18 protein-coding genes are annotated in these 23,382 nt (G+C 68.7%); 11 read left to right on the forward strand and 7 right to left on the reverse strand.

Features of this window, described 5'->3' with window-relative positions; all coding sequences use genetic code 11:
• Positions 1–65 precede the first annotated feature (65 nt).
• Entirely contained in the window at positions 66–1,112 is a 1,047-nt protein-coding gene (locus ACIOSY_RS07240; RefSeq protein ID WP_400851304.1) for a LacI family DNA-binding transcriptional regulator, read from the reverse strand.
• Positions 1,113–1,205: 93 nt separating this feature from the next.
• On the opposite strand from ACIOSY_RS07240, the gene ACIOSY_RS07245 reads away from it, so the two are divergent.
• The 9 genes from ACIOSY_RS07245 (at position 1,206) to ACIOSY_RS07285 (ending at position 14,090) form a co-directional block, all read left to right on the forward strand.
• The gene (locus ACIOSY_RS07245) at positions 1,206–2,465 is read left to right on the forward strand and encodes a D-arabinono-1,4-lactone oxidase (RefSeq protein ID WP_400851307.1); all 1,260 of its coding nucleotides are present in this window, start codon (positions 1,206–1,208) and stop codon (positions 2,463–2,465) included.
• Positions 2,466–2,959: 494 nt separating this feature from the next.
• Positions 2,960–5,980, forward strand: a complete 3,021-nt coding sequence (locus ACIOSY_RS07250) for a carbohydrate binding domain-containing protein (protein WP_400851310.1) — start codon at positions 2,960–2,962, stop codon at positions 5,978–5,980.
• Between the two features lie 149 nt (positions 5,981–6,129).
• Positions 6,130–7,149 carry a LacI family DNA-binding transcriptional regulator gene (locus ACIOSY_RS07255; RefSeq protein ID WP_400851313.1) on the forward strand — a complete coding sequence of 340 codons (1,020 nt, stop codon included), beginning with the start codon at positions 6,130–6,132 and terminating at the stop codon, positions 7,147–7,149.
• A complete protein-coding gene (locus ACIOSY_RS07260) occupies positions 7,149–8,726 on the forward strand; it encodes a sugar ABC transporter ATP-binding protein (protein WP_400851316.1) in 1,578 nt (525 codons plus the stop codon). Before ACIOSY_RS07255 ends, ACIOSY_RS07260 begins: the two co-directional genes overlap by 1 nt.
• A gap of 144 nt (positions 8,727–8,870) precedes the next feature.
• Entirely contained in the window at positions 8,871–9,875 is a 1,005-nt protein-coding gene (locus tag ACIOSY_RS07265) for a substrate-binding domain-containing protein (RefSeq protein WP_400851319.1), read from the forward strand.
• A 90-nt stretch (positions 9,876–9,965) separates the two neighbouring features.
• Positions 9,966–11,570, forward strand: coding sequence for a sugar ABC transporter ATP-binding protein (locus ACIOSY_RS07270; RefSeq protein WP_400851322.1), 1,605 nt, complete (start codon positions 9,966–9,968; stop codon positions 11,568–11,570).
• Positions 11,567–12,646 carry an ABC transporter permease gene (locus ACIOSY_RS07275; RefSeq protein WP_400851325.1) on the forward strand — a complete coding sequence of 360 codons (1,080 nt, stop codon included), beginning with the start codon at positions 11,567–11,569 and terminating at the stop codon, positions 12,644–12,646. The genes ACIOSY_RS07270 and ACIOSY_RS07275 overlap by 4 nt, the downstream gene beginning before the upstream one ends.
• Positions 12,643–13,680, forward strand: coding sequence for an ABC transporter permease (locus tag ACIOSY_RS07280; protein WP_400851327.1), 1,038 nt, complete (start codon positions 12,643–12,645; stop codon positions 13,678–13,680). The genes ACIOSY_RS07275 and ACIOSY_RS07280 overlap by 4 nt, the downstream gene beginning before the upstream one ends.
• An 83-nt stretch (positions 13,681–13,763) precedes the next feature.
• Positions 13,764–14,090, forward strand: a complete 327-nt coding sequence (locus ACIOSY_RS07285) for a hypothetical protein (RefSeq protein WP_400851330.1) — start codon at positions 13,764–13,766, stop codon at positions 14,088–14,090.
• Positions 14,091–14,178: 88 nt separating this feature from the next.
• On the opposite strand, the gene ACIOSY_RS07290 is transcribed toward ACIOSY_RS07285, so the two are convergent.
• From ACIOSY_RS07290 to ACIOSY_RS07305, 4 genes are all read right to left on the reverse strand, one after another.
• Positions 14,179–16,047: a glycoside hydrolase family 127 protein gene (locus ACIOSY_RS07290; RefSeq protein WP_400851333.1), complete on the reverse strand. Its 1,869-nt coding sequence runs from the start codon at positions 16,045–16,047 to the stop codon at positions 14,179–14,181.
• Positions 16,044–16,934 (reverse strand): carbohydrate ABC transporter permease, encoded by an 891-nt coding sequence (locus tag ACIOSY_RS07295; RefSeq protein WP_400851336.1) that lies wholly within the window; start codon positions 16,932–16,934, stop codon positions 16,044–16,046. Before ACIOSY_RS07295 ends, ACIOSY_RS07290 begins: the two co-directional genes overlap by 4 nt.
• A 14-nt stretch (positions 16,935–16,948) precedes the next feature.
• A complete protein-coding gene (locus ACIOSY_RS07300) occupies positions 16,949–17,854 on the reverse strand; it encodes a carbohydrate ABC transporter permease (RefSeq protein WP_400851339.1) in 906 nt (301 codons plus the stop codon).
• Between the two features lie 82 nt (positions 17,855–17,936).
• On the reverse strand, positions 17,937–19,235 hold the full coding sequence (locus tag ACIOSY_RS07305; protein WP_400851342.1) for an ABC transporter substrate-binding protein: 1,299 nt from the start codon (positions 19,233–19,235) through the stop codon (positions 17,937–17,939).
• Between the two features lie 173 nt (positions 19,236–19,408).
• Between ACIOSY_RS07305 and ACIOSY_RS07310 the strand changes: the two genes are divergently transcribed.
• Complete coding sequence (locus ACIOSY_RS07310) at positions 19,409–20,434, forward strand: LacI family DNA-binding transcriptional regulator (protein ID WP_400851345.1); 1,026 nt, start codon at positions 19,409–19,411, stop codon at positions 20,432–20,434.
• 24 nt (positions 20,435–20,458) lie between these two features.
• Here ACIOSY_RS07310 and ACIOSY_RS07315 read toward each other — a convergent pair whose 3' ends face one another.
• A complete protein-coding gene (locus ACIOSY_RS07315; protein ID WP_400851348.1) occupies positions 20,459–21,304 on the reverse strand; it encodes an NAD-dependent epimerase/dehydratase family protein in 846 nt (281 codons plus the stop codon).
• A gap of 47 nt (positions 21,305–21,351) precedes the next feature.
• Entirely contained in the window at positions 21,352–21,939 is a 588-nt protein-coding gene (locus tag ACIOSY_RS07320) for an antibiotic biosynthesis monooxygenase (protein ID WP_400851351.1), read from the reverse strand.
• A gap of 149 nt (positions 21,940–22,088) precedes the next feature.
• On the opposite strand from ACIOSY_RS07320, the gene ACIOSY_RS07325 reads away from it, so the two are divergent.
• Positions 22,089–23,273, forward strand: a complete 1,185-nt coding sequence (locus ACIOSY_RS07325) for a thiolase family protein (protein ID WP_400851354.1) — start codon at positions 22,089–22,091, stop codon at positions 23,271–23,273.
• Positions 23,274–23,382: the final 109 nt, after the last annotated feature.

The raw sequence follows: 23,382 nt of genomic DNA on the forward strand, positions 1-23,382 counted from the left end.
TGCCCCATCATTACATCGATGTAATCGGGAGCGCAAGCATTCGATCCAGGTGGATGCTTCGCCCCTCAGGGCGTGTAGCCGAGGGGTGTCGCGCCGGTGCTGGCGCGCTCGAGCAGTTGGTGCGACAGCGTCAGCGCACGCGGGGGAGCGGTGCGATCGTCCATGCGGCTCTCGAGCAACCCGAGGGCGGCGACCGCGAACGCCCGGCGGTCGAAGGCGATGGTCGTGAGCGAGGGCGAGGTGAACTTCGAGAACTCCACGTCGTCGAACCCCGTGACGATCACGTCCTCCGGCACCCGCACCCCGCGGTCGTGCAGCGTGTGCAGCGCGCCGAGCGCGAGGGAGTCGGTGAAGGCGACGATCGCATCGAACGCGACGCCGCGGTCGAACAGCGTGCGCACGGCATCCGCTCCGCCCGCCATCTCCCACGGCAGGCGATTCACCTCGAGGCGCGGATCGCGGGCGATGCCCGCCTCGCGCAGTGCGTCGTGCACGCCCTCGAGGCGCAGCCGGCTCGTGGCGGTCGCGATCGAGGGGTCGTCGTCGGCGCCCACCACGGCGATGCGGCGGGCGCCGCGCGAGAGCACGTGCCGGGTGGAATCGGCCGCGGCGCGGCGACTGTCGATGCGCACGTGGTCGGCCCGGTTCTGCTCGACCTCGCCGATCACCACGAGCGGCGGCAGCCGGTCGGCATAGCGCAGCACGCTGTCTTCGAGGCGGATCGGGTTGAGGATCAGCCCGTCGACGAGGTGGGCGCGGGCGCGCGAGACGAGTTCCTTCTCGCGGTCGGGATCGGATGCCGTCTCTTCGATCTGCACCGCGAGCCCGCGGGCGTGCGCGGCCTCGACGACGCGATGAACCAGCTCGGCCGAGAACGCGGTGGCGAGGTCGGGGAGGGCGACGGCGATGATGCCCGAGCGACCCTTGCGCAGACCGCGGGCGCTGAGGTTCGGCACGAAATCGAGCTGCGCCATCGCAGCCTCGACCTTGGCGCGGGTGTTTTCGTTCACCGGGACCGTGCCCGTGACGACGTTCGAGACGGTCTTCGTCGACACGCCCGCGAGAGCGGCGACATCCTTCATCGTCGCGCGGGGCGGCGGCATGGTCGTCATGCGGTCAGCCTAGTCGCGCGTCTGCGCGCCGGCGTCTGATCGCTCGGTGGAATACAACGATGTAGAACGGCGAGGTCTGGCTATGCTGGCGCGATGGGAATCGAACGCAACTGGGCGGGCAACCTCGAATACCGGGCGTCGACGGTGACGCATCCGGCCTCGATCGACGAGCTGCGGCGACTTCTCGCACACGACGGACCGATGCGGATGCTCGGTTCGCGCCACTGCTTCAACGACATCGCCGACACCGACGGTCAACTCGTGGCCCTCGACCGGCTGCCCGTGGTCTTCGAGGTGAACGAGGCACGCGACGCCGTGCGCGTCTCGGGCGGCCTGCGATACGGCGACCTCGCGCCGCTGCTCGCCGCCGAAGGGCTCGCGCTCGCCAACCTCGCCTCGTTGCCGCACATCTCGATCGCCGGGGCCGTCGCCACCGGAACCCACGGCTCCGGCGACGCGATCGGCTCGCTCGCGAGCGCCGTGCGCGCCCTCACGATCCTCACGCCCTCCGGCGAGACGCGGCATCTCGTGCGGGGTGACGACGACTTCGACGGTGCCGTCGTGAGCCTCGGCGCCCTCGGTGCGGTCGTCGATCTCACGCTCGACGTCGAGCCCACCTACGACGTCGCCCAACACGTGTTCGAGCATCCGTCGTGGGAGGCGATCCTCGCTGATCTCGACGCGGTCACCGGCGTCGGCACCAGCGTCAGCATCTTCTCGACCTGGCAGCGCACCGACATCGCCGACCAGATCTGGGTCAAGCAGCGCGTGCCCGAGGCGCACGAGGCCGCCCGGGAATCGCTGTTCGCGAGCCTGGGCGCCGAGGCCGCGGTGAGCAAGCGGCATCCGATCCTGGGCGTCGACCCCGTCGCGTGCACCGAGCAGCTCGGCGTCGCCGGCCCCTGGTTCGAACGTCTCGCGCACTTCAAGCTCGAGTTCACGCCCTCGGCCGGCGCCGAGATCCAGAGCGAATACCTCGTGCCCCGGGCCGACGCCGTCGCGGCGATCCAGGCCGTGCGGGGCCTCGCCGGGCAGATCGCGCCGCTGCTGCTGGTCAGCGAGATCCGCACGATGAAGGCCGACGATCTGTGGCTCAGTTCGTCGTACGGGACGGATGCCGTCGGCATCCACTTCACCTGGAAACCCGACGAGGCCGCCGTGCGCGCGTTCCTGCCCACGCTCGAGGCGGCCCTGCCGCCCACGGCGCGCCCGCACTGGGGGAAGGTGTTCACGCTCGACCCCGCCGAGGTGCGCGAGCGCTATCCCCGCTTCGACGACTTCGCGGCGCTCGCCGCCCGGTTTGACCCCGAGCGGCGACTCGTCAACGGGTTCCTGGAGCGGTTCGGGTTGTAGGCGTTCGCGGGGCGGGCCTTCGACCGACTCTTGCCTTCCGGAAACTGTTACCGGTAACATCCAGGCAGGAGCAACCGCCGTTCCCCTCACGCGCCGTCATGGAACCGTGTGACGAGCGGTTCCCGGCATCTCAAGGAGGAGAGCGCATGGACATCTTCGGAGCAACCCCAGACCGTCGACGAGACCGGCACGCGCCCGGTCGTCGATCCGGTGCGCGACCCGACCCTCGCGACTGAGGCGCTCGGCTCCCACCCCACCCCCGAACCCACGAGGAGGCCGGCGCCCGCTCCGCGGTGATCCGCCGCGGTGAGGTCGTTCGCGGCCGCATTCCACCCCCGTCGCCCGAGGTCCAGGTTCCTCGGTGCTCGCCCGTCGGCGCGCACCGATGCGTTCGTGCGCCCTCATGCGATCGAATCGCAAGGAGATACGCAGTGAAACCACGTCAGAGATCCACCGATCGTTCTCGGGCTCGATCAGCCCCTCGGGCCACGGCCGTGCTCGGCATCGCCGCGCTCGTCGCCTCGACGGTCACGGCCGTCGGCATGGGCGGCGCGGCGCAGGCGGCGCCCACGGCCATCGTCGAGAACGGCACCTTCGAGACAGGCATCACGGGATGGTCGACCCCTCTCGGAGGCACGCTCTCGCAGAGTGCCGACGCCAAGACCGGGACGAAGTCTCTCGCCATCAGCGGTCGCACGTCGTTCCAGTCGGGACCGACCGCGACCGTCACCGGGTTGCTCAGCACAGACACGACGTACGACCTGAACCTCTCGCTGAAGTTCGACACCGGGCGCGCCACGCAGAACTTCAACGTGGTGCTCTGCACCGCGTCTCGCAGCCAGTGCGACGTCGTCGCCTCGACCACCGCCACAGCCGGCGCGTGGTCGACCATCGAGAAGACGTTCACGCCGCTGTCGTCGAGCTACGACCTGATGTTCATCGAGACGCCCTGGAACACCGACGTGCAGTCGTTCGTCATCGATGACGTCTCGCTCACGGCCGACAGCGGTCCCTCGACGTCGACGGAACCCCCGGCGGTTCCCGGGAACCTCTTGCCCGACGGCCGGTTCGTCTCCGACCTGACGGGCTGGAGCAACCCGCGCGGTGGCACCCTGGCCCTGAGCCCGGATGCCGCGAGCGGTGCGAACTCCCTGCAGGTGAGCGGGCGCGAGAACACCCAGTCGGGTCCCTTCGCGAGCGTCACCGGCAAGATCGAGCTCGGAGCGTCGTATCGCGTCACCGGCAAGCTCAAGTACGACGAGGGCGCGGCATCCCAGCAGTTCAACTTCACCTTCTGCCCGGCAAACTTCAACGGATGCGCCGACTACGGCCACACGTTCACGAAGGGTGAGTGGGGCACGTTCTCGCAGGAGTTCACGGCGGAAGCGCGCCACGCGGCGGCGGACTGGTTCTTCGTCGAGACCCCCTGGGGATCGACCGCACTGCAGGACTTCGCGATCGACGAGGTCTCTCTCGTCAAGATCGCGGATGCTCCCGCCGGGCCGGAGTTCACGAGCCTCGAGAAGGTGCAGACGAAGCCGATCGGCGACCACAACCCGCTCGTCGGGCACAAGTTCGGCGCCGACCCGCACCACCTCATCTACAACGGTCGGCTCTACATCTACTCGACAGACGACACGCAGCAGTACGACCTCAACACGAAGGACGCCAACGGTCTGCCGACGCAGTCGAACGGCTACGGCGGGATCACGCGACTGAACGTGATGTCGACGAGCGACATGGTCAACTGGGTCGATCACGGCACCGTGCCCATCGCCCGTGAGGGCGGCGCCGCCCCGTGGGCGCGCAACTCCTGGGCGCCCGCGGCGATCGAGAAGGACGGCAAGGTCTACCTGTACTTCTGCGACAGTGGAACCGGAACCGCCGTGGTCGTCGGAGGCTCGCCTCTCGGACCGTGGGAAGACCCGCTCGGCAAGAAGATCATCCCCGACACGGTGTCGCGCGACTACATCGCCGGCGGCGGATTCCCCGCGGGCATGTGGCTCTTCGACCCCGAGGTCTTCATCGATGACGACGGTCAGGGCTACCTCTACTTCGGTGGCAACTCGCAGATCGGCACCTCGCCGAACGTGCAGGGCCCGCAGAACCCGAAGTCGACCCGCGTCGTCAAGCTGAAGGACGACATGGTCACCCTCGACGGCGACCCGGTCGAGATCGATGCCCCCGGCATGTTCGAAGCGTCGAGCATGTTCAAGCGCGACGGCAAGTACTACTACTCGTACTCGTCGAACTTCCAGGTGAACGAGGCGCCAGGGCTGTACCCGTCGCGCGGCGCGATCGCGTACATGATGACCGACGACCCGATGAAGCTGAAGGCGCCGGAGTACGCAGGCGTCGCGTTCGTCAACCAGGGCACGTTCTTCGGCGCGGGCAATGGCGGCAACAACCACTCCGACATGTTCACGTACAAGGGCGAGACCTACTTCACCTACCACGCGCAGACGCGCGGGGCGGCGTGGGCCGCGGCTCTCGGCACCCCCGGCGCGACGCAGGGGTATCGTTCCGTGCACATCGACAAGCTCGACTTCAACGCCGATGGAACGATCAAGCCGATCACCGGTACGCGCGGGGGAGTGGATCAGGTCGAGAGCTTCGACCCGTACCGCACCTTCGAGGCCGAGACGCTGGCATGGCAGCTCGGCATCACCACGGCGTCGACGGACACGGCGTCTGTCGAGTTCGCCGAGCACAACGGCGGCGGCAACATGGTGCTGTCGGGTGTCGATGACGGCGACTTCGCCGGCATCTCCGGTGTCGACTTCGGCGCGGGTGCGAAGACGGTCTCCGCCACGGTGAAGCCGCTCGTCGAGGGCGGATCGATCCAGGTGCGTCTGGACGACGTCGACGGCCAGGTCGTCGCCGAGATCCCGGTCGACGGCACGGTCGGCGAGTGGACGCAGGTCACCGCCGAGGTCACGGGAGCGACCGGAGAGCACGACCTGTTCTTCGTGTTCGCCGCGCCCGAGGGTGCCGAAGCCGAGACCGACCTCTTCGAGATCGACAACTGGTCGTTCGCCGGAGAGGGCGAGGGGCCGGGCGCGGAGCTCGCAGCGCAGCTCTCGCGCACCGAGGTTCCCGCCGGTGGTTCCGTCACGGTGACGGCGACCGGCGTGACATCGGCCGAGGTCGAGATCGGCATCGAGAGCACCTACCGTGCGCTCGCGACCGTGGCCGTGGTCGACGGCCGGATCGAGGCGACCGTGGTCGTTCCCGCCGACGCCGAGGCCGGTGCCCACCACATCGTGCTCCGCGACGGCGATACCGAGCTGGCGCGACTGCCGCTCACGGTGACGCGCGCGGCGAGCGGCGGTGGCGGCTCGGTCGACGGGGGTGGTTCCTCGGGTGCCGGCGGAGGCGCCCTGGCCGACACCGGCGGTGACATGGCAGCGACCATGAACGCGGTCTGGCTGGCGCTGCTGCTGCTCGGGGCGGGATCGGGGCTGTGGATGCTCCGGCGACGCCGGCAGTCGCAGCGGGCGGTCAGCGTGGAATGACGGAGGTCGGCGTCTTCATGAGCTGACCGCGATGTCGGTCCGCTCCCTCCTCGCCTGGGCGGGGAGGGGGTGGACCGGCATCCGCATCATTGCGCCACCGGTCTTGTTCTCGGTAACATCGCCTCCAGGCGCGGCCGACGGAGGTGGGTATGGTGAACGTCGGTTCGGACAAACCCAATATCCGGCAGGTCGCGACGATCGCGGGTGTGTCGCACATGACCGTGTCACGCGTGCTCAACGACCACCCGAACATCAAACCCGATACCCGTCGCCGAGTGCTCGAGGCGATCGAAGAGCTCGACTATCGCCCGAATCTCGTCGCCCGCGCACTCGCGACGCAGCGTTCGAGGCGCATCGGTGTGCTCGTCGAGAGCTCTGTCGCCTTCGGGCCCTCGAGCATCCTCCGCGCCGTGGAGCTCGCGGCCCGCGCCGCCGACTATTCGGTCACCCAGATCGCCCTGCACGAGGGCGATGGCACCACGCCGCAGGACGCCGTCGAGAACCTGATCACTCAGGGTGTCGATGCGCTGTGCGTCATCGCGCCCCGATCGTCGTCGGTCGCCGCCCTGCGCCGGGTCGCCATCAACGTGCCCATGCTCGTGGTCAAGGCCGATGCCGACCCGACCTTCTTGACCGTCTCGATCGACCAGCATGCGGGCACCACGCTCGTGGTCGATCATCTCGTCGCGCTCGGTCACCGAGACATCCTGCACATCTCCGGCCCTCTCGACTGGCTCGACGCCCGTGCGCGAGAGCGCGCCTTCCACACCCGGGCGAAATCCTGGGGCATCCGCGAACGGCCGATCGTCGTGGGCGACTGGACGGCCGACTTCGCCTACGACTTCGCGATGGGACTCCACAAGCTCCCCGAATACACGGCAGTCTTCGCGGCGAACGACGACATGGCCATCGGCCTGATCCACGGCCTGCACGACAAGGGCTTCGAGGTGCCGAAGGATCTCAGCGTCGTCGGTTTCGACGACGTGCCCCTCGCCCGCCACTTCCTGCCGCCGCTCACGACCGTCCGACAGGACTTCCACGCGCTCGGCGGAGCGGTCGTCGAGATGCTGCGGGCAGCGATCGAGGAACGCGAGATCCCGGCTCTCACGCGCATCCAGACCGAGCTCGTGCCCCGGGCATCCACCGGTCCGCCTCGGGAGGTGCGCTGATGACCGCGCCCGACCGGCAGCCGCTGGTCGAGCTGTCGGGCATCACGGTCGACTTCCCGGGAGTCCGCGCGCTCGAGGACGTCGATTTCCGCCTCTTCCCCGGAGAGGTGCACGCGCTGATGGGCGAGAACGGTGCGGGAAAGTCGACGCTCATCGCGGTGCTCACCGGCACCTGCATCCCCGTCGCCGGGAGCCTGACCGTCGCGGGAGTGCCGCGTCGGTTCTCCGGCGTCGCCGACAGCCGAGCCGCGGGTATCGCGACGGTCTTCCAGGAGACCCAGCTGAGCCCGAACCTCAGCGTCGGCGAGAACGTCATGCTCGGCCGCGAGCGTCGTGGGCGGTTCGGTATCGACTGGCGACGCACACGGGTGGATGCCGCAGCTGCACTCGCGCGTCTGGGCCTCGACGACCTCGACCCGAAGACTCCGCTGGCTCTGCTCTCGCCGGCGCAGAAGCAGCTCGTCGCCCTCGCCCGATCGGTGGTCGACGATCCGACGGTGCTCGTGCTCGACGAGCCGACCTCGAGCCTCGACCAGGCCGAGGTGGCCACGCTCATGCGCGTCATCCGCGGCCTGCGCGAACGCGGAGTGGCGATCCTGTTCGTCTCGCACTTCCTCGAACAGGCGTTCGCGATCAGCGACCGCATGACGGTGCTGCGCGGCGGCCGGCTCATCTCGGAGCACGCCACGCGCGACCTCGAACGTGCCGACCTCATCTCGCAGATGCTCGGCAAGGACATCGAGAGCCTGCGGGCCCTCAAGTCGGAGCGCAAGGCGCACCACTACGCCACCGACGGCGAGCCGGCGATCCAGGCATCCGACCTCGGGCGCCGCGGCGAGATGGGGTGCACCGACATCGAGGTGCAGCGCGGCGAGATCGTCGGGTTCGCGGGGCTCCGCGGCTCGGGGCGCACCGAACTCGCGAGCCTGATGGGCGGACTCGTGCGCGCCGACAGCGGCGAGCTGTGGATCGACGGGCAGCGGGTGGACCTGCGCAGCCCCTCGGTCGCGTTGCGCCACCGGATCGCGATGTCGACCGAAAGTCGCCGCTCGCAGGGGATCATCGCCGAGCTCACCGCGCGGGAGAACATCGTTCTGTCGTTGCAGGCGTTGCGGGGCTGGTCTCGCCCCCTGTCGCCCGCAGAGTCGGCGGAACTCATCGACACCTATGTCGAGGCGCTGCACCTCGACCCCGCCGACATGGATCGCCCGGTCGGTGTGCTCTCGGGAGGGACGCAGCAGAAGGTGCTGCTGGCCCGCGCCCTGGCCACCCGACCGCATGTGCTCATCCTCGACGAGCCCACCCGCGGGATCGACATCGCGGCGAAGCTCGAGATCCAACGGCGCGTCAGCCAGCTCGCTGCGAGCGGCGTCGCGGTCGTCTTCATCTCGTCGGAGTTGGAAGAGGTGGTGCGGTTGAGCGATCGGATCATCGTGTTGAAGGACCGCGAGAAGATCGGCGAACTCAGCAACGGGCCGGGTGTCACCGTCGACACCGTCGTCGAGATGATCGCTGCCGACTTCGAATCCGGGGGTTATGTGTCCGGTAACACGATGGGTGCCGCCGAGAAAGCCTGATTTTCAAGAAGACGTTGTGTTCCATCGATTGTTCCCGGTAACATCGCCACCAGGACGCCCGATACGACGTCCTGCAATCACCAGGGACCATGTCGGTCTCGACGGTTCGCCGGGTCGGTCCCGGCTTCTCAAAGAGGAGAGAACATGTTCGCGAAGAAGCGCATCCGCACCGCGCTCGGTCTGGCCGCAGCAGGAATGCTCGCGATCGGACTCACGGCCTGCGCCGGTGGAGGATCGGATGCCGGAGGAGACACCGGCGGCGATTCCGGAGAGCTCACGACCGTCGGCTTCGTCGCCGTCGGCCCCGAGGGCGCATGGCGGGAGGCGAACGAGGCCAACATCCAGGACACCTTCACCGAGGAAGCCGGATTCGACCTCAAGTACGCGCCCGCCACCAACCTCGACCAGAAGTCGCAGATCGACGCATTCACGTCGTTCGTCGACGCGGGCGTCGACGTGATCCTGCTCTCGGCCACCGAGGCATCCGGCTGGGAGGACTCGCTCAAGCGTGCGCAGGAGGCGGAGATCCCCGTGATCCTGCTCGACCGCGGCGTCGAGCCCGACGACACCAGCCTGTACGTCACACGTATCGCGCCCGACAACGTCGAGGTCGCCAAGGAGGTCGGTGCGTGGGCCGCAGCGACCTTCCCCGACGGCGGCAACTACGTCGTGCTCGAGGGTCCGGCGGGCGTCGGCGTCGTGAACGAGCGCAACGAGGGCTTCGACGAGGGCCTCGGCGACTCGTCGCTCACGAAGCTCGACGCGCAGACCGCCAACTGGTCTGCCGAAGAGGGCAAGAGCGTCTTCGAGACCATGCTCAAGGCGAACAACAACGACATCCAGCTCGTGTTCGCACAGAACGACGAGATGGGTCTCGGGGCCGCACAGGCGGCCGAAGAGGCCGGGCTCGTCGTGGGCAAGGACGTGCAGATCGCCACGATCGACGGCACGAAGAACGCCATGCAGGCGCTCGCCGACGGTCAGCTGAGCTACGTGCACGAGTACAACCCTCTCTTCGGTGAGACGGCTCTCGACGTCGTGAAGAAGACGCTCGCCGGCGAAGAGGTCGAGTCGTACATCGTGGTCCCCAGCGAGGCATTCGACTCGGCAGAGGCAGCGAAGGCCGTTCTGGCCGACCGTAAGTACTGATCACCGGAGCCGGCGCAGCAGCCGGATCCAGGCTCGGGTGGTGCAGCAGCTGCAGCACCACCCGAGCGCACCTCGGACTGAGAGACAGAGATGAACGAAGAACTGCCCATCGTCGAGATGCGCGGGATCTCGATCGAGTTCCCCGGCGTCAAAGCCCTCGACGGCGTCGACTTCCGCCTGTTCCCCGGTGAGGTGCATGCCCTGATGGGCGAGAACGGCGCCGGCAAGTCGACGCTGATCAAAGCGCTGACCGGCGTCTACTCGATCGACTCCGGGTCGATCGTCGTCGCCGGACGCGAGCGCAGCTTCGCCGGTACCGGCGATGCGCAGGCCGCGGGCATCTCGACGGTCTACCAGGAGGTGAACCTGGCACCCAACCTCTCGATCGGCGAGAACGTGATGCTCGGTCACGAGGTGCGCGGGCTGTTCGACATCAACTGGCGGGCGACGCATCGCGCCGCGACCGACGCGCTCGCCCGTCTCGGGCTCGAGCATCTCGATACCCATAAGCCCCTCTCCACCCTGTCGATCGCCGTGCAGCAGCTCGTCGCGATCAGTCGCGCGATGGCCGTCAAGGCCAAGGTGCTGATCCTCGACGAGCCGACGTCGAGCCTCGACGCCGCCGAGGTCGAGAACCTCTTCACGGTCATCCGCTCTCTGCGCGACCAGGGCGTCGCGATCCTCTTCGTCTCGCACTTCCTCGACCAGATCTATGCGATCAGCGACCGACTCACGGTGCTGCGCAACGGACGGTACGAAGGCGAGTTCATGACTCGCGAGCTCGACCGTCACGCCCTCATCTCCACCATGATCGGCAAAGACCTCGACACGCTGAAGTCGCTCGGCGGCAATCGTCGGGTCGAACCCCGCGACCCCGACGAGAAGCCGTTCCTCGCCGCTACCGGCATCGCACGTCGCGGTGCGGTCGAGCAGACCGACATCGAGGTGCGCCGCGGCGAGATCGTCGGCTTCGCGGGTCTGCTCGGTGCCGGCCGCACCGAACTCGCTCGTCTGCTCTACGCCGCCGATCGCGCCGACGAGGGGCGCATGGAGATCGATGGCGAGCGCGCCGATCTCAAATCGCCGTCGGATGCTCTCGCTCGCCGCATCGCGTTCTCCACCGAGAACCGCCGCGACGAGGGCATCATCGGCGACCTGACCGTTCGCGAGAACATCATCCTCGCCGTGCAGGCCAAGCGCGGCTGGGCGCGGCCGATGCCGCGCAAGGAGCAGGACGCTCTCGTCGAGAAGTACATCGACGCGCTCAACGTGCGCCCGGCCGACCCCAACCGCATGATCAAGAACCTCTCGGGCGGCAACCAGCAGAAGGTGCTCCTCGGCCGCTGGCTCGCCACGGAGCCGGAGCTGTTGATCCTCGACGAACCCACGCGCGGGATCGACATCGGCGCCAAGGCCGAGATCCAGGAGACCGTGGCGAAGCTCGCCGAAGAGGGCGTGGGCGTCGTGTTCATCTCCTCCGAACTCGAGGAGGTGGTGCGGCTCTCGGAGCGCATCATCGTGATCAAGGACCACCGCAAGATCGGCGAGCTGCAGAACGGTCCCGACGTGACCGCGCAGGAGATCGTCGACATCATCGCCGCTCACGGCGTCGACGCGGCAGCGGAGACGCTCGACGACGCCGAAGGGTCGCTCGTCGATCCTGTCCCCTCGACCGACAAGGAAGGCGCGCGATGACCTCCGCAGCCGGCACGTCCCTCTGGCGTGACCTGATCCACAAACCCTTCTTCTGGGGGATCGTCGCGATCCTCGCGCTCCTGGCGTTGAACGTGATCAAGGACCCCACCTACCTCGCCCTGTCGATCAACCCGAACAACGGCAACCTGGTCGGGAACGTCATCGACATCCTGCGCCAGGCCGCACCGGTGATGATGATCGCCGTCGGAATGTCGTTGGTGATCGCCACCGGTGGCATCGACCTCTCGGTGGGGTCGCTGATGGCGGTCTCCGGTGCCGTGTCGATGGAGTTCCTGCGCGCGGCCGGCGAATCCGAGTCCGTGGGTGTCGCCTTCGCCGCCGTGGGTCTCGCGCTCCTGGTCACCGCCATCCTCGGAGCGGTGAACGGTGTGCTGGTCGCCTACGTGGGGCTGCAACCGTTCATCGCGACGCTCGTGCTGATGCTCGCCGGGCGCGGCATCGCCAAGGTGATCACCGGAGGGCAGAACACCTCGGCCACCAACGCGCCGTTCCGCTGGATCGCGAACGGCTACGTCATCGGCATCCCGGTGGTGTTCATCCTCGCGGTGCTGCTCGTCATCGCCGTCGGCCTCGTCGTCAGGCGCAGTGCCCTCGGGCTCATGATCGAGGCGATCGGCATCAACCCCAAGGCCAGCCGCATGGCCGGCATCAAGCCGGCGGGCCTGCTGCTGACCGCCTACGTGCTCAGCGGCATCCTCGCCGGTATCGCGGGCATCATGTCGGTCGGCAGCGTGATGACCGTCGACATCTCGCGCACCGGATATCAGCTCGAGCTCGATGCCATCCTCGCGGTGGTCATCGGCGGCGCCTCCCTCGCCGGCGGCAAGTTCTCGCTCAGCGGTGCCTTCGTCGGCGCCCTGCTGATCGCGACGCTCGACAAGACCGTGCTCTACCTCGGCGTCTCGTCGTCGGCCACCCCGGCGTTCAAGGCGATCGTGATCGTCCTGCTGTGCCTGCTGCAGTCCGAGCGCGTGCGCAGTTGGTTCCGCACTCGGCGGAAGGCGCGCCCCGCAGGCCCCGTTGCAGAGACCATCAAAGAGGAGGTGACGGCATGACCGTCCTGACCGCGACCCCCACGCAGCACGAGCCCGCCGACCTTCTGGCGCGGGTGCGCCGCATGATCGGCGCCAACCCCTCGGTGCTCCCGACGATCGCATCCGTGGTCATCTTCGTCGCGATGGTCGTCTACGGCGAGATCGCCTACGGGCGCATCGTGCAGTTCAACACGCTGTCGAACCTGCTGATCAACAACGCGCACCTCATCGTGCTGGCCGTCGCCCTGACGTTCGTGATCATCACCGGCGGTATCGACCTCTCGGTCGGCTCGATCATCGCCTTCTCGTCGGTGGCGGGGGTGATGCTGGCGAACGCCGGATGGAATCCACTCGCGGTCATCGTCGCGATGATCGGCGCCGGCGCGGCGTTCGGCGTCGTCTCCGGGGTGCTGATCAGGTATTTCAACGTGCAACCCTTCATCGCCACACTCGCCATGATGTTCCTCGGTCGTGGTCTGGCCTCGCTCCTCAGTACGACGCCGGAGCGCCTCGACGAGGACTCGCCGATCCGCTGGCTCGGAGCGCAGCTGAAGGTGATCGATGGTCCCAAGGTGAACGACCTCGTCATCACACCGGGCGTGATCATCGCGGCCGTCGTCGTGCTGGTGGCGTTCTTCGTGCTGCACCGCACGCGCACCGGACGCACCGTCTACGCGATCGGCGGTTCCGAGAACTCCGCCCTGCTCATGGGTCTTCCGGTGCGGCGCACGAAGGTGCTCGTGTACGTGATCAGCGGCGCCCTCGCGGGGCTCGCCGCCGTGCTCTACACGGCACGCATCGGTACGGCGCAGAACATCACCGGCATCGGCTGGGAGCTCGATGCCATCGCCGCGGCGGTCATCGGCGGCACGGTGCTCACCGGTGCCTACGGGTACGTGCTCGGCTCGGTGATCGGGGCGCTCGTGCTGGGGCTGATGACGGTGCTCATCACCCGTGACGGCGGGATCCCCCCGGAGATGACGACGATCATCACCGGCGGCATCCTGCTGGTCTTCGTGCTGCTGCAGCGGGCGGTGACTCGCAAGAAGGAGTAGCGGGGGCGGGGCCTGCCTAGCAAACGAAGGATGGTCGCGGCAAGGGATATCGCTGCGGCTCCTGCGAGGGTTAGAAAGGCATCATGCAGTTGATCAACTACGCCGGAGACGAGTACCTGACGGGTGACGCTATCGCCAGTGCGCTGCTGGCCTACAGCCGTGCGCTGGGCGATGGCGAGCGGGCGGAGATCGTCGAGATCCCGGTGCGCGAGGGTGACGGCTCCGTCGTCACGGCGAAGTTCCTGATCGGTCCCGCGAGCCAGATTGTCTCGAAAGCGGTGAACGACGGCGGGTCCGAGCTCGAGGATCCGGAACTCGTGGAACGGCTGCTCCGTTTGGCTCGCGCCGTCGAATCTCCCGAGGGCGCTCAGCTCGACCTCTCCGGTGACGAGTCCTACGAGATCCGCTAGCTCGACTCGGCGTCGGCCTTCGTCCCGCTGCGCGGTTCGGGAGACGAGCGCGGCGACGACACGAAGGGCGCCCCGCCCCTCCCGCCCCTCAGATCGTCGGCACCCAGACCCGCATGGTCGAGGGGCCGCGACGGGCCCAGTCGTGGTACGCCACGAGGGGGGTCTCGACGACGTCGCCCGTCGAGCGATGAAGCACTGGCAGCACCACACGCCCGTCGCTCTCGACCGGGTCGCCGGCGACGACGGCATCGCCGATGTCTGACCCGAAGTCGACCGATTCGAGCGCCAGCACCTCGGGTCCGCGCTCGATGGCGACGCTTCCGCGCACGGCATCGACCATCGGATGCGGCGCCGTTGCGCGCACCGTGAGCGGCAGCACCAGTTCGACGATGTCGCCGGCCCGGAATGCGCGCGCGACCTCGACGGTGCCCGGGGCGGCCGGATGCTCCGCCAGCCCGTCGCCCGAGTGCACCCGCAGCACGGCATCCGTCGCCCACGCCGGAACGCGCAGGCTCAGGGTGAACGCGGCATCGTCGACGATCGTGACGCGGATGCTGCCATCGACCGGGTAGCCCGTCTCGATGTCGAGCGCGACGACTCGCCCGTCGGGCAGGGTCGTGCGCACCGACGCGGGCGCGTACTGGTGCAGCTGCACGCCATCGTCGTCGGCCGTGGCGAGGTAGGCGGCGAGGCTCGCGAACGTGCGGGCGACGTTGGGCGGGCAGCACGAGACCTCGAACCACGGTGCCCGCAGCGACGACGAGGCGCGCTTCGAGGTGCCGTCGGGATCGGCGGGGACGCCGGGCACCCGCTGGTGCAGGGTATTCGCGTAGTAGAAGCCCCGGCCATCGGAGGCGGGTGAGGTCGCGACGACGTTGAACAGGGTGCGTTCGATGAGGTCGGCGTGCCGCGCCTCGCCGGTCGCGAGCAGCAGGCGCCATGAGAACATGATCGAGCCGATGCCCGCGCACGTCTCGGAGTAGGCGCGGTCCGGCGGCAACTCCCAGTCGTCGCCGAACGCTTCGTCCTGGTGGTGCGAGCCCTGCCCGCCGGTCACGTAGGTGCGGCGTTCGACCGTGCGATCCCACTGGGCGCGCAGCGCGTCGAGCAGCGCGGTGTCTCCGCCCTCGACCGCGACATCCGTCGCGCCCGACGCGAGGTAGTTCGCCCGCACGGCGTGCCCGCGCAGGGCCTCGGCGTCTCGCACCGGCACGTCGTCCTGGAAGTACTCCTGCCCCCACTCGATCTCGCGCAGCGAGCCGTGCCCGTGCCGCTCGACGAAGAGGGCGGCCTGAGCGATGAAGCGTGGTTCGTCGAGCGCCCTGCCGAGCTCGGCGAGACCGACCTCGACCTCGGCGTGCCCGCAGATCGCGTCGCGCCCCGCAGGGCCGAACTCCCGGCAGACCAGCTCGGCTGCGCGTCGGGCGACCTCGACGAGGCCGTCGTCGGCATCGGGTCGGGTGCGGTGCCGGGCGACCGCCGCCTGGAAGAGGTGCCCCAGGCAGTACAGCTCGTGCCCCCACTCCAGATCCGACCAGCGCGGCGCCTGCCCAGGCCGCCCGAACATCGTGTTCAGATAGCCGTCCGGCTCCTGGGCGGCGGCGACGCGGGTGACGACCCGACGGAACCGCTGCTCGAGAGGGGCATCGGCCGCGGCATCCGTTCGGGAGATCTCCCACGCGAGCGCCTCGAGGTACTTGTACACTTCGGAGTCCGCGAACTCCCGGCCCCGACGGCCCTCCGGCAGCGTGCCGGCGACCGCGAGGTCGTAGTTGGGCAGCCACCCCTCGCTCTCGAGACGGGACTCGATGTGCGCGAGGGTCGCCTCGCCGTTGATGGCCTGACGGTCGCCCCAGAATCCTCCGGTGATGCGCACCTCGTCGAGGCCGAGGGGGCGTAGACGCCCGCGGGTGGGTACGACCGGTGCGGCCGGTGCAGTGGTGTCGGACATGGTCATCCCTTGAAGGCGCCCGACATGAAGCCGCGCACGTAGTGTCGTTGGAGGATCAGGAACAGCAGGATGCAGGGCAGTGCGAGCACGACGACCCCGGCCTCGGTGGCGCCGTAGTCGACGACGCCCTGCACCTGGCCGCGCAGGTTCGCCACCGCGAGAGGCAGCGTCATGCGGTTGGTGTCGTTGATGAGGATCAGCGGCGCCATGAAGTCGTTCCATGCGGTGAGGAAGGCGAACAGGCCCACGGTCACCAGGCCCGGCTTCACCGCGGGGAGCAGCACCCGCCACAGGGCGCCCCAGCTGGAGCATCCGTCGACCATCGCCGCTTCGTCCATCTCTTTCGGGATCGACTCGAACGAGATGCGCATCATGAACATCGAGAACGGCAGCTGGAACATCGTGATCACCAGCGCCACCCCGACGAGCGAGTTCTGCAGGCCGACGGCGTTGAGGATCACGTACAGCGGGATCAGCAGGGTCGCGTACGGCACCATCAGGATCGCGAGCGTCAGCAGGAACAGCGCGTTCTTGCCGGGGAACGAGAACCGGGCGAACGCGTAGCCGCCGAGCAGCGAGATGAACAGGGTCAGCGCGACGGTGAGCACCGAGACGAACAGCGAGTTGCCGAGGTAGACCCAGATGCCGGCCTGGTACTCGCCGAGGGCGGCGTAGTTGCCGAAGCCCCATCCGTCGGTCTGGCTGGTGCCCGCCATCGGGCTGACCGACGAGACGCCGGTCCAGATGAGCGGATAGAGGAAGATCACCGCGAGAGCGGTGGTGAAGACCCAGTAGGGGATGCCGTAGACCACGCGGGCGGCCTTCGACCGGTACCGCGGGGCGGTGGGCTGATGCGCCGGAGCGACGATCGTGCGGGTGAGTGTCTGAGACATGGTCGGCTCTCGATTCAGTTCTCATCCGGACGCCGGAAGGCGCGCAGCTGGAAGACGTTGATGACGATGAGGGCGAGCAGCACGATCACCGAGAGCGCGCCGGCGATGCCGAGGCTGTTCTGCCCCTGGAAGGCCACGTTGTAGATGAGCTGCACGACGGTCATGGTGCTGTTGTCGGGTCCACCCTTGGTGAGGATGTAGAACTGCTCGAAGGCCAGCAGCGACCCCGTCACGCACATCACGGTCGTGAGCGCGAAGGTCGGCTTGAGCAACGGCACGGTGATGTAGCGGAAGGTGTGCCAGCGGCCGGCGCCGTCGATGCGCGCGGCCTCGTAGACGTCGTCGGGGATGCCCTGCAGGCCCACGAGCATCAGCAGCATGTAAAAGCCGGCGTAGCGCCAGACGATCAGGAAGATGGTCGACCACAGCGCCCCTTCGGGGGTGCCGAGGAACGTGATGCCCCACGACTTCATCAGCCCGGCGAACGGGCCGGCGATGGGGGAGTACAGCACGTAGAAGAGGAGCGAGGCGGATGCCAGGCCCAGCGCGCTTGGGATGAGGAACGCCGTGCGCAGGAAGCCCTTCCAGCGCGTCGACTCCTGCACCAGCAGGGCGAGCCCGAGACCCAGGCCGATCAGGATCACGGTCGTGATGACGGTGTACAGCAGGGTGAAGCGTATGGAGTCCCAGAACAGGCGGTGGGTGACCGCATCCACGTAGTTCTCCGGGAAATTCGGGCCGCGGTTGCCGCTGAGCAGCGGCCAGTCCGATCCCGACATCTGCAGCACCAGCACCAGCGGCACCACGAACAGCAGGGCGACGAAGGTCGCCGTCGGGGCGGCGTACAGCCAGCCCTGCACCGGGCCGCCGAATCCGGTGCGCGACCGGCGGCGGCGCAGCGGGGTTGCGGTCGAAGTCATCACAGTCTCTTTCGATGGGGTCGGACGAGGCGGGTGGGGTGGGGCGGCCTTTCGGGCCGCCCCACCGCGCATCACCGGGGGATCACTGCGAGAGGATCGCGGTGATCTCCTCGTTGTCGGCCGGCACTGCGTCGTCGCCGTTCAGCACCGCGTTGCGCACGAGCGTGAGCCACGGGCTTCCGGGAGCATTGAACGCCTGCTGGAAGTTGAGCGAGAAGGGCGTCTTCCCATCGGCGGCGACCTCGTTGATCGTCACCAGGCGCGGGTCGGCGGCGGCGTACTCGTTGTCGGCGAGATCGGTGCGCGAGACGGCATTGCCGTCCTTCGCGAGCACCTCGACCTGCGCCTCCTCCGACATCATCCACTGCAGGAAGTTCCACGCCTGAGCCGACTGCTTCGAGTCCTTCGAGACGCCGATGCCGTCGCCGCCCACGAACGTCGAGGCGCCACCGTCGACACCCGGGATGCCGGCCACGCCCGCGTCGAACTCGAGCGAGGGGAGCAGCGTCGCGGGGAACGGCATGAGGCCGACCTTGCCCTCGCTGAACGCGGCGGTCCAGGTGGGTCCGGCCTCGTCCGTCGACGACGGGAGTACGGCCCCGGCATCCTGCAGTCCGGTCCACGTGTCGTAGACCGCCTGTGCGGCGTCGCCGTCGAGCAGCGATTCGGTGCCGTCCTCGTTCATGACCTCTTCACCGGATGCCCAGATCGAGGGGAACCAGGTGAAGACGAGGCATCCGCCGCAGTTGAGGCCGGTGGCGGTGCCGTAGGTGTCGGGCTTGTCGAGCGCCTGGATGGCGAGCGCGGCGTCGGAGAACTCCTCGAGGGTGGCGGGGGCCTTCTCGGGGTCGAGGCCGGCCTCGGCGAAGAGCTCCTTGTTCCAGAACAGCATCGACAGGTCGAGGGCGAACGGCAGTACGTGCTCCTTGCCGTCGAGGGTGCCGGCCGAGAGGTGGCCCTGGTTGATCTCGTCCTTGTAATCGAGGCCGTCGATCTGCTCGGAGATGTCCTGGAAGAGGCCCTGCTCGACCCAGTTGGGCACGTAGACGATGTCGGCGGCGAAGAGGTCGGGGAGGCCTCCGGAGCCGGCGGCGGCGCCGACCTTGGCGACGTAGTCGTCGTTGGGGACGACCGTGAGCTCGACCTGGTTCTCGTGCGAGGCGTTGTACGCGTCGACGAGCAGGTTGGCCTGATGCTCGATGGGGGCACGCGTCCAGAGCGTCAGCGTGGAGCCGTCGTCGATGCCCTCGGCGGGGATGTCCTCGGCGGGGCCGGCATCGGGCGTGTTCGCGGCGCATGCCGCCAGGGGAGTGACGAGCAGGCCGGTGACGGCGAGCGCGGTGACCGTGCGGCGGAATGCACGGCGTCGGGTGGTGTGCATGGGATTGCCTCCAGGACTCTTCGGTGAGTGGATGCTGTCGTCGGGCGACGGCGGTGTCGAGCTGAGGGGCGGTTTCGAAAACTCCGAAACCCCTTTCGAAAAGGTATATCGTGAATGATGCGCAGCGGTCAAGGATCGTTCCGATAACCTTTCAGCAATGTTCAGGGGGCGTGATGGCAGGGAATGAATCAGTGGGAAGGGCGTCGACGCTCAGCGACGTCGCCCGTCTCGCCGGAGTGTCGATCGCGACGGCATCCAAAGCGCTCAACGACCGCGGCGACGTCGCCGCCGCGACCCGCGCCCGAGTACTCGCCGCCGCCGAAGAGATCTCCTTCACCCCCAACGCCATGGCCCGCGGCCTGCTCGCCGGTCGCACCGGCACCGTCGGCCTGCTCACGAGCGACCTCGAAGGCCGCTTCATGATCCCGATCCTCATGGGCGCCGAAGACGCCTTCGGCGCCGGCCGCATCAACGTGTTCCTCTGCGACGCCCGGGGCGACGCCATCCGCGAGCAGCACCACCTGAAGGAACTGCTCAGTCGCCGCGTCGACGGCATCATCGTCGTGGGGCGGCAGACCGACCCGCGCCCCTCGCTCGGGCAGGACATCCCCGTGCCCGTCGTCTACGCGTACGCGCCCTCCGACGACCCCCGCGACCTGTCGCTCACCCCCGACAACTACGCCGGCGGACGCCTCGCCATCGAGCATCTGCTCGCCTGCGGACGCCGACGCATCGCGCACATCTCGGGCGAACCCTCGTACGCCGCCGCCCAAGACCGCCTCGCCGGAGCCAGGGCGGCGCTCGCCGAAGCCGGGCTCGAACTCGTCGGCGAACCCATGCTCTCGGAATGGACCGAGCACTGGGGGCGCGACGCCGGCGCGCTGCTGCTGCAGCGGCATCCCGACATCGATGCGATCTTCTGCGGATCCGACCAGATCGCCCGCGGGGTGCTCGACTCGGCCCGCGACCTGGGGCGTTCGGTGCCCGACGACCTCGCCGTCATCGGGTACGACAACTGGGAGGTGCTCGCCACCAACGCCCGTCCCGAGCTCACCAGCATCGACGCCAACCTGCAGCAGCTGGGGCGACAGGCCGCGCAGCGCGTGTTCGATGCGATCGACGGCGTCGACATCGGAGAGGGCTCGCACCACCTGCCGGTGCGCCTCGTCATCCGCGGCTCGACCATCGCCCGGCGGTAGCGCGTGGGGCTTGCCCGTCGCGCGTCAGGCCTCGTCGCGCCAGGAGTGCTGCGGCTCGAAGCCCAGCACGCGCCGCGCCTTGTCGATCGACAGCAGCGTCTCGTTCGCGCCGACCTCGCGCGTGACCGGCACCCCGGGGAAGACCTCGGCGATCAGCTCGGCGTTCGGGCGCGACATCACGGTGTCGGCGGCGGCGATGATGAACCGGTCGAATCCGGGAGCGGCGACCTCGAGTGCGCGCTGCACGGCCTGGGCGCCGTCGCGGGCGTCGATATAGCCCCACAGGTTCCATTTGCGCAGCGTCGCGTCGGCGTCGAACGCGGGGAAGGCGGTGTAGTCCTCGGGGTCCATCACGTTCGAGAACCGCAGGGCCGTGATCGACATCTCGGGGTGCCAGCGCACGATCTCGGTCGCCAGCTGCTCTTCGAGCGTCTTCACCAGCGAGTACACCGACTCGGGGCGGGCCGGGTACTCCTCGTCGACGGGGATGTAGGGCGGCGGCACGTCGAACGGCAGGCCGAGCACGGTCTCGCTCGACGCGTAGACGATGCGGCGGATGCCGAGGCGCACCGCCGCCCAGAACACGTTGAACGTGGCCGGCATGTTGTTGTGGAACGTGGCGACGTCGGTGCGGATGCCGGGAGCGGGGATCGCGCCGAGATGCACGACCGCGTCGATGCCGTCGTGCCGGTCGCCGACCGCGGTGAACGCGTCGATCACCTGGCCGTAGTCCGTCAGGTCGACCTGCACGAAGTCCGGGCCGCGCACCCCCGTGACGTCCATCCCGATGACCTCGTACCCGTTCGCCCGGAGTTCCCTCGCGACGACGCGGCCGAGCTTGCCCGATGATCCGGTGAGAGCGATGCGCATGTCACTACAGTGCCACGGCATCCGTCCCCCGGTCTGCCCGTTGACTTTCAGCGCGCGAGCCAGCGGCGCAGGCGACGCGTCACCCACGGCAGCACGAGGTACGCCATGATCGGCGTGAGCACGAGCGTCGTCACCAGCACGCGCACCCAGATCGGGAAGGCATCCCATCCCGGCACCGGCGACATCGCGTAGGTGAAGGCGAGATTCACCGGGAAGAACCCGAGCCAGATCGACACGGCCTGCTTCCAGCGGGGCGGGGCGCTGTTGCCCACGGTCACCTCGGCCGTGCCCTCGGCCGTCTGCACGGTGATGGTGCCGGTCGTCGGCTCGTCGAACCAGCCCTCGATGCCGGTGCGGCGCCGCGAGCGCTCACTGCGCACGAACCCCTCGCCCATCGACAGCCACCAGCCCCGTTCGCCGGACTGCTCCCACGCGACCAGCGTCGGCTCGTCCGCGAAGCGGTAGAGCATGTGCCAGACGTTGGTCTCATCGCCCGACCTCACCCACCCCGACCCGAGGAATCCCGGGTACTTGTTGGCGAGGTTCACGCCGGTCTGCACCCACGCGGTCGCCTCGGCGACGCGCTCGGGGTCGACCTCGCGGCGGATGGACACGGTGATGGGATCGCTGGACATGGTGGGGTCCTCGGAGAACGGGCGGCCCGGGTTGCGGGCCCGCCGGGAAAGCGGATGCGCCGGGGTTCTGGCGCATCGTCGATTGTATTCGCGGCGTGTGACGGGCGGGTTACGGCGGCGGGAGCGCGCCTCCGGCGCAGAATGGACGCATGAGCACACGCAACGAAGCGGTTCTGGTCGACATCGTCCGCACCCCGGTGGGTCGCGGCAAGCCCGGTGGGTCGCTGTCGGGAGTGCACCCGGTCGACCTCGCCGCCGGCGTGCTGCAGGCTGTGCTCGAGCGCACCGGCCTCGACTCGCGTCAGATCGACGACGTGCTGCTCGGCTGTGTGAGCCAGGTGGGCGAGCAGTCGATGAACATCGGCCGTCAGGCGGTGCTCGCCGCCGGGTTCGACGAGAGCGTGCCCGCGGCGACGATCGACCGGCAGTGCGGGTCGAGCCAGCAGGCGGTGCACATCGCGGCGCAGGGCATCATGGCCGGCGCCTACGACATCGTGATCGCGGGCGGCGTCGAGTCGATGAGCCGGGTGCCGCTCGGGTCATCGGCCGCCGGTGGCTCCCCGATCTCGCCCCGGCTGCGGGCCCGCTATCCCGAGGGGTTGGTGAACCAGGGCGTGTCGGCAGAGCTGATCGCTCAGCGCTGGAACCTCGACCGCGACGCACTCGATGCGTACGCTGCCGAGTCGCACCGGCGGGCGGCGGATGCCTGGGCCACGGGCTTCTTCGATCGCACGGTGGTCGGGGTCGACGAGGCTCCGGATGCCGTCACCGACGAGACCGTGCGGCCCGGCACCACCGCCGAAGGTCTCGCGGGCCTGAATCCGGCGTTCCGCACGGATGCCCTCGCCGCGCGCTTCCCGGATCTCGACTGGCGCATCACGCCGGGCAACTCCTCACCGTTGACCGACGGGGCGTCGGCCGCCGTGCTGATGAGCGCCGAGAGGGCCGCATCGCTCGGGCTGGTTCCGCGCGCCCGCATCCATTCCTTCGCCGTCGTCGGCGACGACCCGCTGATGATGCTGACGGGCCCGATTCCCGCGACCCGACGCATCCTGCAGCAGACCGGGCTCACGGTCGACGACCTCGATGCGTATGAGGTGAACGAGGCATTCGCGTCGGTGCCGCTGGCCTGGGCGGCCGAACTCGGCGCCGACCCGGCAAAGCTCAACCCGCGCGGCGGGGCGATCGCGCTCGGGCACGCGCTCGGCTCGTCGGGCACGCGCCTGCTCGGCACTCTCGTCGATCAGCTCGATGCGGTGGGCGGCCGCTACGGTCTGCAGACGATGTGCGAGGGCGGTGGCATGGCCAACGCGATGATTGTGGAGCGGTTGTAATCCCGGGAGCAAAAGGAGAGACCCCCGCCGACCCGATTTCGGCGGGGGTCCGGGAGCGCGAGGCGCTCACCGTGGCGCGGAATCCTGTGACTACCCGATCCGGTCTGAG

Source organism: Microbacterium sp. NPDC087665 (genome assembly GCF_044743285.1).
GTDB lineage: Bacteria > Actinomycetota > Actinomycetes > Actinomycetales > Microbacteriaceae > Microbacterium.

Bases quoted from the DNA above. Each gene is read 5' to 3' on its own strand.
- ACIOSY_RS07260 (WP_400851316.1), top strand. From the start codon at position 7,149: ATGACCGCGCCCGACCGGCAGCCGCTGGTCGAGCTGTCGGGCATCACG.
- ACIOSY_RS07240 (WP_400851304.1), bottom strand. From the start codon at position 1,112: ATGACGACCATGCCGCCGCCCCGCGCGACGATGAAGGATGTCGCCGCT.
- ACIOSY_RS07255 (WP_400851313.1), top strand. From the start codon at position 6,130: ATGGTGAACGTCGGTTCGGACAAACCCAATATCCGGCAGGTCGCGACG.
- ACIOSY_RS07290 (WP_400851333.1), bottom strand. From the start codon at position 16,047: ATGACCATGTCCGACACCACTGCACCGGCCGCACCGGTCGTACCCACC.
- ACIOSY_RS07325 (WP_400851354.1), top strand. From the start codon at position 22,089: ATGAGCACACGCAACGAAGCGGTTCTGGTCGACATCGTCCGCACCCCG.
- ACIOSY_RS07320 (WP_400851351.1), bottom strand. From the start codon at position 21,939: ATGTCCAGCGATCCCATCACCGTGTCCATCCGCCGCGAGGTCGACCCC.
- ACIOSY_RS07310 (WP_400851345.1), top strand. From the start codon at position 19,409: ATGGCAGGGAATGAATCAGTGGGAAGGGCGTCGACGCTCAGCGACGTC.
- ACIOSY_RS07270 (WP_400851322.1), top strand. From the start codon at position 9,966: ATGAACGAAGAACTGCCCATCGTCGAGATGCGCGGGATCTCGATCGAG.
- ACIOSY_RS07295 (WP_400851336.1), bottom strand. From the start codon at position 16,934: ATGTCTCAGACACTCACCCGCACGATCGTCGCTCCGGCGCATCAGCCC.
- ACIOSY_RS07275 (WP_400851325.1), top strand. From the start codon at position 11,567: ATGACCTCCGCAGCCGGCACGTCCCTCTGGCGTGACCTGATCCACAAA.
- ACIOSY_RS07305 (WP_400851342.1), bottom strand. From the start codon at position 19,235: ATGCACACCACCCGACGCCGTGCATTCCGCCGCACGGTCACCGCGCTC.
- ACIOSY_RS07315 (WP_400851348.1), bottom strand. From the start codon at position 21,304: ATGCGCATCGCTCTCACCGGATCATCGGGCAAGCTCGGCCGCGTCGTC.
- ACIOSY_RS07285 (WP_400851330.1), top strand. From the start codon at position 13,764: ATGCAGTTGATCAACTACGCCGGAGACGAGTACCTGACGGGTGACGCT.
- ACIOSY_RS07280 (WP_400851327.1), top strand. From the start codon at position 12,643: ATGACCGTCCTGACCGCGACCCCCACGCAGCACGAGCCCGCCGACCTT.
- ACIOSY_RS07245 (WP_400851307.1), top strand. From the start codon at position 1,206: ATGGGAATCGAACGCAACTGGGCGGGCAACCTCGAATACCGGGCGTCG.
- ACIOSY_RS07300 (WP_400851339.1), bottom strand. From the start codon at position 17,854: ATGACTTCGACCGCAACCCCGCTGCGCCGCCGCCGGTCGCGCACCGGA.
- ACIOSY_RS07265 (WP_400851319.1), top strand. From the start codon at position 8,871: ATGTTCGCGAAGAAGCGCATCCGCACCGCGCTCGGTCTGGCCGCAGCA.